The 13,585-nt window shown below is 62.2% G+C and carries 15 protein-coding genes; 6 read left to right on the forward strand and 9 right to left on the reverse strand.

The genetic code is table 11. The features are described from left to right. Window positions 1-280: 280 nt before the first annotated feature. Window positions 281-1,285 (forward strand): nucleoid-associated protein YejK, encoded by a 1,005-nt coding sequence (gene yejK, locus L1O02_RS25625; RefSeq protein ID WP_060837659.1) that lies wholly within the window; start codon window positions 281-283, stop codon window positions 1,283-1,285. Then, window positions 1,285-1,638, forward strand: a complete 354-nt coding sequence (locus L1O02_RS25630; protein ID WP_060842549.1) for a glutaredoxin family protein — start codon at window positions 1,285-1,287, stop codon at window positions 1,636-1,638. The genes yejK and L1O02_RS25630 overlap by 1 nt, the downstream gene beginning before the upstream one ends. Before the next feature lie 105 nt (window positions 1,639-1,743). On the opposite strand, the gene L1O02_RS25635 is transcribed toward L1O02_RS25630, so the two are convergent. The 5 genes from L1O02_RS25635 to L1O02_RS25655 form a co-directional block, all read right to left on the reverse strand. Next, complete coding sequence (locus L1O02_RS25635; RefSeq protein WP_108544392.1) at window positions 1,744-2,679, reverse strand: glutathione S-transferase family protein; 936 nt, start codon at window positions 2,677-2,679, stop codon at window positions 1,744-1,746. Between the two features lie 88 nt (window positions 2,680-2,767). Then, entirely contained in the window at window positions 2,768-3,088 is a 321-nt protein-coding gene (locus L1O02_RS25640) for a GIY-YIG nuclease family protein (protein WP_060837656.1), read from the reverse strand. Between the two features lie 54 nt (window positions 3,089-3,142). Then, the gene (locus tag L1O02_RS25645) at window positions 3,143-3,613 is read right to left on the reverse strand and encodes a nuclear transport factor 2 family protein (protein ID WP_060837655.1); all 471 of its coding nucleotides are present in this window, start codon (window positions 3,611-3,613) and stop codon (window positions 3,143-3,145) included. 99 nt (window positions 3,614-3,712) lie between these two features. Next, window positions 3,713-5,005: a CynX/NimT family MFS transporter gene (locus L1O02_RS25650; protein ID WP_235758924.1), complete on the reverse strand. Its 1,293-nt coding sequence runs from the start codon at window positions 5,003-5,005 to the stop codon at window positions 3,713-3,715. A 13-nt stretch (window positions 5,006-5,018) separates the two neighbouring features. Further along, a complete protein-coding gene (locus L1O02_RS25655; protein ID WP_060842546.1) occupies window positions 5,019-5,678 on the reverse strand; it encodes a FadR/GntR family transcriptional regulator in 660 nt (219 codons plus the stop codon). Window positions 5,679-5,843: 165 nt separating this feature from the next. Here L1O02_RS25655 and L1O02_RS25660 point away from each other — a divergent pair, with 165 nt between their 5' ends. Both L1O02_RS25660 and L1O02_RS25665 read left to right on the forward strand, forming a co-directional pair. Continuing rightward, window positions 5,844-6,155: a type II toxin-antitoxin system MqsR family toxin gene (locus L1O02_RS25660; RefSeq protein WP_108544891.1), complete on the forward strand. Its 312-nt coding sequence runs from the start codon at window positions 5,844-5,846 to the stop codon at window positions 6,153-6,155. Further along, on the forward strand, window positions 6,152-6,634 hold the full coding sequence (locus L1O02_RS25665; RefSeq protein ID WP_235758926.1) for a type II toxin-antitoxin system MqsA family antitoxin: 483 nt from the start codon (window positions 6,152-6,154) through the stop codon (window positions 6,632-6,634). The genes L1O02_RS25660 and L1O02_RS25665 overlap by 4 nt, the downstream gene beginning before the upstream one ends. A 65-nt stretch (window positions 6,635-6,699) precedes the next feature. Here the strand turns inward: L1O02_RS25665 and L1O02_RS25670 are convergent, their stop codons facing one another. The 4 genes from L1O02_RS25670 to L1O02_RS25685 all read right to left on the reverse strand — a co-directional run bounded on the left by L1O02_RS25670 (window position 6,700) and on the right by L1O02_RS25685 (window position 10,858). Then, complete coding sequence (locus L1O02_RS25670) at window positions 6,700-7,464, reverse strand: amino acid ABC transporter ATP-binding protein (RefSeq protein ID WP_016965197.1); 765 nt, start codon at window positions 7,462-7,464, stop codon at window positions 6,700-6,702. A 10-nt stretch (window positions 7,465-7,474) separates the two neighbouring features. Next, window positions 7,475-8,572 carry an amino acid ABC transporter permease gene (locus L1O02_RS25675; RefSeq protein ID WP_060837651.1) on the reverse strand — a complete coding sequence of 366 codons (1,098 nt, stop codon included), beginning with the start codon at window positions 8,570-8,572 and terminating at the stop codon, window positions 7,475-7,477. A gap of 10 nt (window positions 8,573-8,582) precedes the next feature. Beyond that, window positions 8,583-9,764: an amino acid ABC transporter permease gene (locus tag L1O02_RS25680; RefSeq protein ID WP_129405416.1), complete on the reverse strand. Its 1,182-nt coding sequence runs from the start codon at window positions 9,762-9,764 to the stop codon at window positions 8,583-8,585. 65 nt (window positions 9,765-9,829) lie between these two features. Beyond that, window positions 9,830-10,858, reverse strand: a complete 1,029-nt coding sequence (locus tag L1O02_RS25685; RefSeq protein WP_016965200.1) for an amino acid ABC transporter substrate-binding protein — start codon at window positions 10,856-10,858, stop codon at window positions 9,830-9,832. Between the two features lie 476 nt (window positions 10,859-11,334). Between L1O02_RS25685 and L1O02_RS25690 the strand changes: the two genes are divergently transcribed. Then, the gene (locus L1O02_RS25690; protein WP_060837649.1) at window positions 11,335-11,991 is read left to right on the forward strand and encodes an alpha/beta hydrolase; all 657 of its coding nucleotides are present in this window, start codon (window positions 11,335-11,337) and stop codon (window positions 11,989-11,991) included. 97 nt (window positions 11,992-12,088) lie between these two features. Then, a complete protein-coding gene (rhlB, locus tag L1O02_RS25695; protein WP_235758929.1) occupies window positions 12,089-13,585 on the forward strand; it encodes an ATP-dependent RNA helicase RhlB in 1,497 nt (498 codons plus the stop codon).

Below are 13,585 nucleotides of genomic sequence, written 5' to 3' on the forward strand. Positions count from 1 at the left end.
GATACCGAAATCAGGGTTTGGTTCGACCCGACAAATGCTGAATGCACGCTTAACGCTGAGACATCGCGTAAGACGGGGCAAAACTAGCACACAGACGGGGAAATATCCGCCTCTACCTAGCCATTTGGTCAGCTTTATTGCTCTAAATCGGTAAAAAAATGCATAAGCGTTACCGACGAGCCGTTCATCGCCCGGCAAACCGCGCCCGAACCCTCGGCTGCGGTACACTGGGCACTTTTTCGGGGAGCCCGCCCTCCCCCTTCAATCAGCCGAGAAGCCCATGCCGATCCGTCATTGCATCGTCCACCTGATCGACAAAAAACCCGACGGCAGCCCCGCAGTTCTTCATGCCCGAGACTCCGAACTGGCAGAGTCCGCGGCCATCGAGAACATGCTCGCCGACCTCAACGAAAGCTATAACGCCAAACAGGGCAAAGCCTGGGGACTGTTCCATCCCGAGTCCGGCGCGTTTCCCTTCAGCGGCTGGCTGAAGGAGTACCTGGACGGCGGCCAGGACTTCACCGCGTTCAGCCGGGTGGCGGTGGAACACCTGCAGAAGCTGATGGAGGAATCCAACCTGTCAGTGGGCGGCCACGTGCTGTTTGCTCACTACCAACAGGGCATGACCGACTACCTGGCCATCGCCCTGCTGCACCACAGCGAAGGCGTGGCCGTGACCGACCAGTTGGACGTGACGCCGTCGCGCCACCTGGACCTGGGCCAGCTGCACCTGGCGGCGCGGATCAACATCTCCGAGTGGCAGAACAACAAGCAGTCCAAGCAGTACATCTCCTTTATCAAGGGCAAGAACGGCAAGAAGGTCTCGGAGTACTTCCGCGACTTCATTGGCTGCCAGGAAGGCGTCGACGGCCCGGGCGAAACCCGCACCCTGCTCAAGGCCTTCAGCGACTTCGTCGAAAGCGAGGATTTGCCGGAAGAGTCGGCCCGGGAAAAGACCAAGACCCTGGTGGACTACGCCAGCAGCCAGGCCAAGCTCGGCGAGCCCATGGGCCTGGAGGAGCTCTCGGAACTGATCGACGAAGACCGCCCCAAGGCCTTCTACGATCACATCCGCAACAAGGATTACGGGCTGTCGCCGGAGATTCCCGCGGACAAACGCACCCTCAACCAGTTCCGCCGCTTCACCGGCCGCGCCGAAGGCTTGTCCATCAGCTTCGAAGCCCACCTGCTGGGCTCGAAGATCGAGTACGACGAAGAAGCCGGGACCCTGATCATCAAGGGCCTGCCGACCCAACTGACCGACCAGCTCAAGCGCCGCAACTGATGCTCCAGGGGGTATTGAAGAAGTTCTTGCTGATCCTGCTGGTGGTGGTGATCTACCAGCACTGGGGCAAGATCGAGCGCCTGTTCAACCCTTCGGCGGTGGTCAGCGAAGCGATCCGCAGCCAGGCCCGGGTGGTGCTGTACGCCACCGACTGGTGCGGCTACTGCAAGGCCACCCGGCGCTTTCTCGATCAGAAGGGCATTCCCTACCGGGAGTTCGACATCGAGAAAGACGCGGAGGCGCGTAAGGCCTATACCGCCCTGGGCGGTGCCGGGATTCCGATCCTGGACGTGAATGGCAGCCTGATCCGTACCTACGACCCCGACGCGATCATGGCTGCGCTGAAACCTTAGTCGGAGCCGGCCGGGCGGCGCTCCGCTTGCCGGCGAAAGGGCCAGTAGATCGAGCATCGATCTTGAGGACGCCTTCGCTGGCAAGCCAGCGCCTACAGGTGTGGATCATTGTGCCTGGATACGGAAACCCAACCGCGGGAAGTGCACGTGGACCAAGCCGGCGCGCGGGTCCTGGCGACGCAGGATCAACTCTTCAGTACCGGCAAACAGCAACTCGCCCGCCACCGGATCGACGCCATAGTCGGTCGCGGCAATCACCACCTGCTGCCCTGCAGCAAAGCCATTGGGATCGACAAACCGCTCATCCGGCAGCGGCGCCGGCGTAGCGCTGCGCGACACCTCAAGGGCCTCTTCGGCACTCAGCTCGGTGAAGGAGCCATGACCAAAGCCCAGCACCCGCGCCAACCAGGCGGATACCGCCGGATACTCGTCCACCAGCGGTGCGGTCACCGGCGTGCCCTTGAGGAACCACAGCGGGTGCGCCAGGGCGATATCGGCAATCGACGGTTCACCAAACAGGAAGTCCCCCGGCTCGCGCTGCAGTTGCTGCTCCAGACGCGCCATGATGGTCGGCCATTGATGCTTGGCCACGTCCAGGGGCAGACGGCTGGCGCTGCCGCCACTGAACAACCCGGCGCGGTCGGCCATGAAGGCCTTGACCGCTTCCGGCGGCAGCTTGCCAAAGCGCACGGCTGCCGACTCGGGCTGGAACACCAGGGTCACCGCATGCTGGAACACCACCGAGTCGACCCAGGCGGCGAAGGTCGCGCTGATCATTTCCTGGCCTTCGGGGAACAGCGCCGGCGAGGCTTTCTCCCGCTCCAGGCGGCGCGCGATCAAGGCCGTGTCGCAATAGATGTCCGCCCCGATCTGCAACACCGGGGTCTTGCGATAGCCGCCGGTCAGGGCCGTCAGGTCGGGTTTGGGCATGACCGGGGAGATCTTCACGGAGCGCCAGGACAGGCCCTTGAACCCCAGGAGCAAGCGGGCTTTTTCCGCGAAGGGAGAGGTCGGGTAATGGTGGAGAATCAACTCTGACATGCTGGGGTCCGCCACAAGAGGGAGAGCGCTGAAGCTTAGCGCGCAATCCGTGGACGGCCTACAGATCCAACTGATGAGAACCTATCAGTCAGATTGATGCCGCTGCACTGGCCGCGGCCACCAGGCACTCCTTGGCGCTCTTCCTGAGTTTCTTGATCAGCCGCTCCTGGCGCAGGGCCTCGCTCTTGTCTCGGCAGGCTTCGGTGTAGACCAGGGCCACCGCCGGGCTGGAGAGAAAGAAACGCGCGCCCTTGCCGCTCTGGTGCTTGGCAAAGCGCTTCACCGGGTCGTCGCTGATGCCGCAGTAGAGAGCGCCATTGGCCGCGCGCACCAGGTACACAAACCAGGGTTTGCTGGCAGGCGCAGGCCGCTCGGCGGCAATTGCGGGGGTTGGATCGGGGCTGCTCACAAAAAGAATCGAGGCCTGTGGATAACCAGCCGCGATCTTAGCAGAGGATGGCTTTCAGCGACCGCCCTGGAAGGCCTTGAGTCCCTTGCGGGCCTGAGCGCGAACGGCGTTCTTGAGCAGCGGCGTCCAGCCCAGCAACAGGCCCTTGGCCCCGAGGGCCTGACGCGCCCAACGCCACATGTCGAAATGATCGTGGTGCTCGCAGATCTTGCCGTCGCGAAACACGAAGCGCGCCTGAATGTCATTGACCACGGTGTTGCCGGTCTGGCTGAACAGGTAGGTGGCCACCCAATGCGCGCTGCCGGTGTTCCCATCGGCACGCACCTGATCGAAGGTCAGGGAAAAGTCCTTGGCCCGGGACGTGAGCATGCGCCACATGTCACCAGCATCACGTCCGCGCAATTCACCGAAGGCCGGATCGCTGAACAGCACATCCTCGGTATAACAGGCGCTCATGGCCTCGGCATCGAGCCGCTGGAAGGCCTGGTAGAACTCGGTGATCAGGGCGCGCTGGGCATCACTCATGGACAGACTCCGGAAAGGCAAGGGAATGCCAGCACAATAATCCCCATGCCTCGGGAAGACTATCGGCATTTGCCAGGCAAATACCGACAGCGAAGTCCGTCAGATTTTCTCGCTTTGCACCTGCACATACAGCGAACGACCGGCGCCCAGGCCGGCGATGATCGCCCCGCTGCCCAACACGGCGAAGATCCAGCCCACGGCGTTCCAACCACCGGTCCAGTCGTGCACCAGCCCCACCGCAAAGGGCCCCATGGACGCCAGGGTGTAACCGATGCCCTGGGCCATGCTCGACAGGTTGGCCGCCACATGGGTGTCCCGCGAGCGCAGCACGATCAGGGTCAGGGCCAGGCTGAAAGTGCCGCCCTGCCCCAGGCCCAGCAGGATCGCCCAACCCCACAAGCCGTCCAGCGGCGCATACAGGCAACCGAACAGGCCGCCCAGGGTCATCAGCATGACCATCACGATGGCCAGGCGCTGGTCCTTGCCGCGGGTCGCCAGCCAGGGCGCCGCCAGGGAGCTGGCCAGTTGCACGATCACCGATCCGGAGAGCACCAGTCCGGCCTGGGTCGGACTCAGCCCGCGGCCGATCAGGATCGACGGCAGCCAGCCAAACACGATGTAGGCCAGGGAGGACTGCAGGCCCATGTACAGGGTGACCTGCCAGGCCAGGCGATCACGCAGCAACCCGCGCACACGGAAGGCGACATGGTGGGCGCCGTGTTTGTGCCCCACTTGCGGCAACCAGAACAGCGCCGCCGCCAGCGCCGGCACAACCCAGAACCCCAGGCCCATGGCCCAGCTGCTACCGAAGTGCTGGCTCAGGGGCACCGTCGCGCCTGCCGCCATCGCTGCCCCCAGGCACAGGGCCATGGTGTAGACCCCGGTCATGGTGCCTGCATGGCGGGCAAAATCGCGCTTGACGATGCCCGGCAGCAGCACCCCGATCACGCCGATGCTGGCGCCGGCCAGGATGCTCCCGGCAAAGACGCCGAACTCCCCCAGGGAACTGCGCAGCACAATGCCCAGGGCCAGGGTCAGGAGAATCCCCAGCACCACCCGCTCGGCACCAAAACGCCGGGCCAGCAGCGGCGCCAAAGGCGCGAACAAGCCCAGGCACAGCACCGGCAGAGTGGTCAGCAGGCCGGCCTTGGCGGCTGACAGCCCCAGTTGCTGCGACACATCGCTGAGCAACGGCGCCATGCTCGACAGCGCCGGACGCAGGTTCAGCGCCACCAGAATCAGCCCTAGCAGCAACAGCCAGGGCCGGCGCACTGCGGGTGGGGCCTGCTGAAGCTCCTCGTCATCGGCCTCGGCGTCGATCAGCAGCTCTTCGAGTTCGGCAGGACGCCGAGGAGCAGACGGGGTATTCGGGGGTACCTGGTGATTGGACATGAAGGTCTCGGATTCAGGATTCGTTGATCAACTGGCGGGACAGCTGCTTGGCCTGCTCGGGGTCGCCCTGTTCGATGGCATCCAGCAGATGCTGATGGAGATCGAAGACGTCCTGGCGACGCGGAGCCTGGGTCAAGGTCTGGCGCAACTGCGCGCCCACCACGCTGGAAAAATAGCGATACAGCTGGCTGAGGGTCGGGTTGTGGGCGGCATCCACCAGGCGCTGGTGAAAAACCAGGTCGCAGGCGATGTAGCTTTCCAGGTCACCATGAAAATGCCCGCTGCTGGCCTGCAAGGCTTGGTTCAGGGCCTGCAGGTCCTCGTCGGTGCGGCGCAGGGCCGCCAGGCCGACCGCCTCCACTTCGAGGATCTGCCGGGTTTCCCGGGCCTGTTCCAGGGAGCACTGGGACAGGGCCTGGAGCATGTCCAGTGGATCGGCCACCGCTCGCAGGTAGCTGCCGTCGCCCTGGCGGATCTCGATCAGTCCGGAGAACGCCAGCACTCGCATGGCTTCGCGCACGGTATTGCGGCTGATGCCCAGTTCTTGGGCCAGTTCAGGTTCGGTGGGCAAGCGCTGGCCGACCCGCCAGACACCGCTGTTGATGCGTTTGCGCAGTTGTTCCAGGGCCTGGTCAACCAGGGATTTTTTGATCAGGGGGGATGTTTCGCTCATGGGACTCGCTCAATCATCCAATCATCGGATGAATTGTCCGACATGGTATTCAGGCTTTTCCGAGAGTTCAACGATTTAGGCTGGAGGAGGCACTTTCGCCAAGGCAAACAAGTCTTGACAAAAAACCCTATAAGGGTAATTTCGGTCAAGCCTCAAGGGTGTCTCATGGAAAAGAAAACACCTCATTACGACCTGTCGCTGATCAAGGCACAGGTCGTTCGGCAAGGAGCACAAGCCTTCACTCGAAGCGCATTGCGCTGCGGCCAGGAACTCGGATTGTCCCTGGCCGCCATGCAACGAGTGATAGCCGGACTGCAGGGCAGCCTGTTCTACAAATCGATGACCACCTATGGCGATCACCGGCTGTGGCAGGACGTGTATTACACCCGCATCGATAACCGGACGCTCTACATCAAGGTCACCTACCGCCCCGGTGCAGGGCCTCCGGTGATCTCCTTCAAGGAGGCAGAGACATGAAACGACAACAATGCTACAGCTGCGGCGCTCCCACCGGCATGCTGGCCTTCGAGCAGCGCAGCGAGCTCATCGACTACCGGCACCTGCAGCGTCAGCTCCATGGCCTGGCGGGCTGGGAATGCCAGGAGTGCGGTGAAATCGAATTCGATGCCCAGAGTGCAGAGCGCTATGCCGCCGCGGGCGACCACTTGCTGGAGGAGTACCGGCAGAGCGTCGCCGCCGACCTGAAGCGCATCCGCCGCAAGCTGCACCTCTCGCAGAAAGAAGCGGTCAAACTGCTGTCCGGCGGCGGGCACAACGCCTTTTCCCGTTACGAGCGCGGCGAAGTCGGCGTGCCCCAACCGCTGTACGTGCTGATGCGCCTGCTGGATCGCCACCCACGGTTGATGAAGGACGTACTGGAGCTTGGCGAACCACAGCTGGCGCCCTCAGCCTTGGGCGACCACCCCGAACCACATCTCGGCGTTGCCGGCAGCTGAATGCCGGGCAAAAATAAACCCGGAGCCAGTCCGGGTTTATCGTCAGCGCCAGCCGTGCATCAGGATCAATGCAGGATCTGGCTCAGGAACAGCTTGGTGCGGTCGTTCTGCGGGTTGTCGAAGAAGTCGTTGGGGGCCGCCTGCTCGACGATTTCGCCCTTGTCCATGAAGATCACCCGGTTGGCCACGGTGCGGGCAAAGCCCATTTCATGGGTCACGCAGAGCATGGTCATGCCGTCTTCCGCCAGGCCGATCATGGTATCGAGCACCTCCTTGACCATTTCCGGGTCCAGGGCCGAGGTGGGTTCGTCGAACAGCATGATCTTGGGCTTCATGCACAGCGCCCGGGCAATCGCCACCCGTTGCTGCTGGCCACCGGACAGCTGGCCCGGGTACTTGTTGGCCTGCTCCGGAATGCGCACCCGCTCCAGGTAGTGCATGGCGATTTCCTCGGCCTTGCGCTTGGGCATCTTGCGCACCCACATAGGCGCCAGGGTGCAGTTTTGCAGGATGGTCAGGTGCGGGAACAGGTTGAAGTGCTGGAACACCATGCCCACTTCCCGGCGAATGGCCTCGATCTGCTTGAGGTCGTTGGTCAGCTCGACGCCATCCACCACGATGCGTCCCTGCTGGTGCTCTTCCAGGCGGTTGAGGCAGCGGATGGTGGTGGACTTGCCCGAGCCCGAAGGCCCGCACAGCACGATGCGCTCACCCTGCCTGACGTTGAGGTTGATGTCCTTCAACACGTGGAACTGGCCGTACCACTTGTTCACACCCTGCATCTGAATAATGCCTTCAGGGCCCACAGGCTTTTTGTTCGCTTCACTCATGGAGATACTCCTAACGCTTGTGGCCTGTGTCCAACTTACGCTCCAGATGCATGGAGTAGCGGGACATACCGAAACAGAAAATCCAGAACACCAGGGCCGCGAAGACATAGCCTTCGGTGGCCATGCCCAGCCATTTGGGATCGGCGGCGGCTTGCTTGACGCTGTTGAGCAGGTCGAACAGGCCGATGATGATCACCAGGCTGGTGTCCTTGAACAGGGCGATGAAGGTGTTGACGATGCCGGGAATCACCAGCTTCAGGGCCTGGGGCAGAATCACCAGGCCCATGGCCCGCCAATAACCCAGGCCCATGGCCGCAGCGGCTTCGTACTGGCCCTTGGGAATGGCTTGCAAGCCACCGCGCACCACCTCGGCCACATAGGCCGACTGGAACAGGATCACCCCGATCAGGGCCCGCAACAACTTGTCGAAGTTCATGCCCTCGGGCAGGAACAGCGGCAGCATTACCGAGGACATGAACAGCACGGTGATCAGCGGCACGCCGCGCCAGAACTCGATAAAGGTCACGCAGACCACGCGAATCGCCGGCAGGTTGGAGCGTCGCCCCAATGCCAGCAGGATCCCCAGCGGCAGGGCTCCGGCAATCCCCACCGTGGCGATCACCAGGGTCAGCATCAGACCGCCCCATTGGCTGGTGGCGACATTGCTCAAGCCCAGGTAACCGCCATGCAGCAAGGTGTAGGCAACCACCGGGTACCACACCAGGAAACACAAGCCGTAGATCGCCTTGCGGGCAAAGCGCGAGATGAACAACGGCGCCACGCCGATCACCGCCAGCCACACGGTCAGGTCCACCCGCCAGCGCAGTTCCACCGGGTAGTAGCCATACATGAACTGGCCGAAACGCTGCTGGATGAACACCCAGCAGGCGCCGTCCTTGGTGCAATCGGCACGGGTGGTGCCGACCCAGTTGGCGTCGAGGATCGCCCAATGCAGGAGCGGCGGCACCACCAGGTAGATCAGGTAGAAGGCAAACAGGGTCAACAGGGTGTTGAGCCAGCTGGAAAACATGTTGGCGCGCATCCACGCCAGCACGCCGATACTGCGGCTGGGCGGCGGCATGTCGGGCTTGAAAGTATGAGTTGTCATGGGCGCTTCCTCACCGCTCGATCAGCGCAATGCGCTTGTTGTACCAGTTCATCAGCAGGGAAATGCTGATGCTGATCGCCAGGTACACGCTCATGGTGATGGCAATGACCTCGATGGCCTGGCCGGTCTGGTTGAGCACCGTGCCGGCGAACAGCGAAACCATTTCCGGGTAGCCGATACCGGCGGCCAGGGACGAGTTCTTCGCCAGGTTCAGGTATTGGCTGGTCAACGGCGGAATGATCACCCGCAGGGCCTGGGGAATGATCACCTTGCGCAGGGTCGGGCCGTTGCGCAGCCCCAGGGAGCGGGCCGCCTCGGTCTGGCCGTGGCTCACCGACTTGATCCCGGAGCGCACGATCTCGGCGATGAATGCCGCGGTGTAGACGGTCAGGGCCAGGGTCAGGGCCAGCAGCTCGGGAATCAGCACCCAGCCGCCAACGAAGTTGAAGCCTTGCAGCTTCGGCAACTCCCAATGCACCGGCGAACCGAACAACAGGGTGCACAACGCCGGAATCACCAGCAGCAGCGCCAATCCGCACCAGAACTTGTGGAACGGCACCCCGGTTTCTTCAAAGCGTTTGTTGGCCCAGCGGCACATCAGCACGATGGCGACGATGGCCAGCACCACACTCGCCACGAACGCCCAGAACCCAGGGGCCATTTGCGCCGCCGGCATGTTCAGGCCCCGGCTGCTGACAAAGAAGGTGTCGCCGAAGTTGTGGCTGTTGCGCGGCCCCGGCATGGTCAGGAACACCGCGAAGTACCAGAACAGGATCTGCAGCAGCGGCGGAATGTTGCGGAACACTTCCACATACACCGTCGCCAGCTTGTTGATGATCCAGTTCTGCGACAGCCGCGCCACCCCGATGATGAACCCCAGCAGGGTCGCCAGGACTACCCCGATAAAGGTCACCAGCAGCGTATTGAGCAGGCCGATGACGAAGACCCGGGCATAGCTGTCCGCTTCGGTGTAGGCAATCAGGTGTTGAGCGATGCCGAAACCGGCGCTGCGCTCAAGAAAGTCGAAACCCGAGGTGATACCCCGGTGCTGAAGGTTGGTTTGCGTGTTGTCGAACAGAAACCAGCCCAGCGAAACCACCGCCACGAGGGTGATGATCTGGAACAGCCAGGCGCGCACACGCGGATCGCTGAGGCTAAGCCTCTGCTTGGGTGCGCCGATAGAATTTTGCATGAAGTGCCCCAGGAATAATGGAACAGAACATCACCCGGCGGTTGGCCCGCCGGGTGATAGAACCATCAGCGCACAGGTGGTGCGTATTGGATGCCGCCGTTGTTCCACAGCGCGTTCAGGCCGCGGTCGATGGCCAGTGGCGTGCTCTTGCCGAGGTTCTTCTCGAACACTTCACCGTAGTTACCTACTTGCTTGACGATCTGTACTACCCAGTCCTTCGGCAGTTTCAGGTCTTTACCGTATTCACCGTCCGCGCCCAGCAGACGTGCCACATCAGGGTTCTTGGTCGACTTGGCTTCAGCTTCGACGTTTTTCGAAGTGATGCCCGCCTCTTCGGCGTTGAGCATGGCGAACAGGGTCCACTTGACGATGCTGAACCACTCTTCGTCGCCCTTACGCACCACCGGGCCCAGCGGCTCCTTGGAGATGGTTTCCGGCAGCACGACATAATCGGTCGGGGTCGCCAGCTTGCTGCGCTGTGCGTAGAGCTGGGACTTGTCGGATGTCAGCACGTCGCAACGCCCGGACTCCAGGGACTTGGCGCTTTCATCGGAGGTGTCAAAGGTAATCGGGGTGTATTTCAGACCATTGCCACGGAAGTAGTCCGACACGTTCAGCTCGGTAGTGGTACCGGCTTGAATACAGATGGTCGCACCGTCCAGCTCCTTGGCACTTTTCACACCCAGCTTGTTGTTCACCAGGAAGCCGATGCCGTCGTAGTAAGTGACACCGGCAAACATCAGGCCCATGCCCGCGTCGCGAGAGCTGGTCCAGGTGGTGTTGCGCGACAGCACGTCGATTTCGCCGGATTGCAGCGCGGTAAAGCGCTCCTTGGCGTTCAACTGGCTGAACTTGACCTTGGTCGCGTCACCGAATACTGCAGCGGCCACTGCGCGGCAAACGTCGGCGTCGATCCCGAGGATCTTGCCGGTCGCATCCGGTACCGAGAAGCCCGGCAGACCATCACTGACGCCGCACTGTACGAAACCTTTCTTCTGTACTGCATCCAGAGTCGCACCCGCCTGTGCGAAACCGCTTGTAGCCAGGACCGTGGCCGCCGTGACAGCGGCCAGGGTGGATTTCAACATCTTCATTCAAACCTCCAGTTTTGCTCTTGTTGTGTCGGAGCTTGAGTCCTGCCGCACCCTCATGAGGCGCTGTTGACCCGTGTAGGCTTTTTTATGGGGTCAAGCGGCGTAAGACCTTCGCTATGAGTCTAGTAGGAGAAATCCACGTAATGGGGGGCCTACATCTCACCAATCGGCCGAACGGGCTGTAGCCCTTTGCAGTTCGCAAAGCCCGTAGCGGCCATTGGCGAACCTGTATCAGAGGAGGTTGGCTATGCCATCGCCCGCGGTAGCCTGTTAGTGTTACCGCCGGCAGAGAGTGCTATCACTTCCACTCCTCTTTCTGAGCCATAGCAAAGCCCGTACCACAGTTTCGGCTAAAGCGTTTCAGCCAGTGGTCAATAGCAAAACGTTCAACCGTGCGACATCTTCTTCACCGATCAACCGGGCGCGCCCCTTGACCTCGCACTCAATCAACGCGCACGCACAAAAATGGAGCAGCCATGACCGAGCCCTTGATTCTTCAGCCCAGCAAGCCCGCAGATGCCTGTGTGATCTGGCTTCACGGCCTGGGAGCGGACCGTTACGACTTCCTGCCGGTGGCCGAGATGCTGCAGGAAAAACTCTTGAGCACCCGCTTCGTCCTGCCCCAGGCGCCGACCCGTGCCGTGACCATCAATGGCGGATATGCCATGCCCAGTTGGTACGACATTTTGGCCATGAACCCGGCTCGTGCGATCAGTCGTGAACAGCTCGACGAATCATCCGATGAAGTCATCAGACTTATCGAAGAGCAACGCGCCAGCGGAATAGACGCCTCGCGAATTTTCCTGGCAGGTTTCTCCCAGGGGGGCGCCGTCGTACTGCACACCGCCTTCCTCAAGTGGCAGGGTCCGTTGGGTGGCGTGCTTGCCCTCTCCACTTACGCACCGACCTTTGGCGACGAACTGCAACTTTCCGCCAGCCAACAGCGGATTCCGGTGCTGTCGCTGCATGGCCAGTACGACGAAGTGGTGCAAAACGCCATGGGCCGCACCGCCTACGAGTATTTGAAGCAGCATGGTGTCACCGTGACATGGCAGGAATACCCAATGGGGCACGAGGTGTTACCAGAAGAAATCAGCGATATCGGCACCTGGCTGAACGAGCGTTTGCGCTAGAAAATCCGCCTCCAACCGGGGGCCAGAGCAACAGACTACGCCGCGCCCGTTTCTTGCATTACACTGGCCGGCGTACATTCCTTAACCAATTGATGAGATGACCGTGCTCAAAGCACTCAAGAAAATCTTCGGTAAAAGCGAGGCTGAGCCGCTCGCGCCAGGCCCCAGTGCCCCTTCCCCCAGTTCCAGCAGCCGTAATGACGGCCGTCAGCCGGAACGGAGCGCACCCGCTACCGCAGCTAAAAAAGAACCGGTGAACACACCGGCCGCCCCTTCTGCTCCCAAAGCGCCACGCCAAGAGAAGCCCAAGGCCGAGCAACCCAAGCCTGAGCAGCCGCGCCGTCCGCGCGCACCCAAGCCGCCCGCCAGTACCTGGAAACTTGAAGACTTCGTGGTCGAACCCCAGGAAGGCAAGACCCGTTTCCACGACTTCAAGCTGGCACCGGAACTGATGCACGCCATCCAGGACCTGGGCTTTCCTTATTGCACGCCGATCCAGGCCCAGGTGCTGGGCTATACCCTGGCGGGCAAGGACGCCATCGGCCGGGCCCAGACCGGCACCGGCAAGACCGCCGCGTTCCTGATCTCGATCATCACCCAGTTGCTGCAGACCCCGCCGCCCAAAGAGCGCTACATGGGCGAGCCACGGGCGCTGATCATTGCCCCGACCCGGGAGCTGGTGGTGCAGATCGCCAAGGACGCCGCGGCGCTGACCAAGTACACCGGCCTCAACGTCATGACCTTCGTCGGCGGCATGGACTTCGACAAACAGCTCAAGCACCTGGAAGCCCGCCACTGCGACATCCTGGTAGCCACCCCGGGCCGTCTGCTGGACTTCAACCAGCGCGGCGACGTGCACCTGGACATGGTCGAAGTGATGGTGCTGGACGAAGCCGACCGCATGCTCGACATGGGCTTCATCCCGCAGGTGCGGCAGATCATCCGCCAGACCCCGCCCAAGAGCGAACGCCAGACCCTGCTGTTCTCCGCCACCTTCACCGATGACGTGATGAACCTGGCCAAGCAATGGACCACCGATCCGGCGATCGTCGAGATCGAGGCCGAGAACGTCGCCAGCGAAAACGTCGAACAGCACATTTATGCCGTGGCCGGGGCCGACAAGTACAAGCTGCTGTACAACCTGGTCACCGACAACGGCTGGGAACGGGTCATGGTCTTCGCCAACCGCAAGGATGAAGTGCGGCGCATCGAGGAACGCCTGGTGCGCGACGGGGTGAACGCCGCCCAGCTGTCCGGCGACGTGCCGCAGCACAAGCGGATCAAGACCCTGGAAGGCTTCCGCGAAGGCAAGATCCGGGTGCTGGTGGCCACCGACGTGGCCGGCCGCGGCATTCACATCGACGGCATCAGCCATGTGATCAACTTCACCCTGCCGGAAGTGCCGGACGACTACGTGCACCGCATCGGCCGTACCGGGCGTGCCGGGGCCGAGGGCGTGTCCATCAGCTTCGCCGGCGAGGACGACTCCTACCAGCTGCCCTCGATCGAAGCCCTGCTGGGACGCAAGATCAGCTGCGAGATGCCGCCCACCGAACTGCTGCGCCCTGTAGAGCGCAAACGCCCGCAAGCCTGA

Source organism: Pseudomonas sp. BC42 (genome assembly GCF_021560055.1).
Classification (GTDB): Bacteria; Pseudomonadota; Gammaproteobacteria; order Pseudomonadales; family Pseudomonadaceae; genus Aquipseudomonas.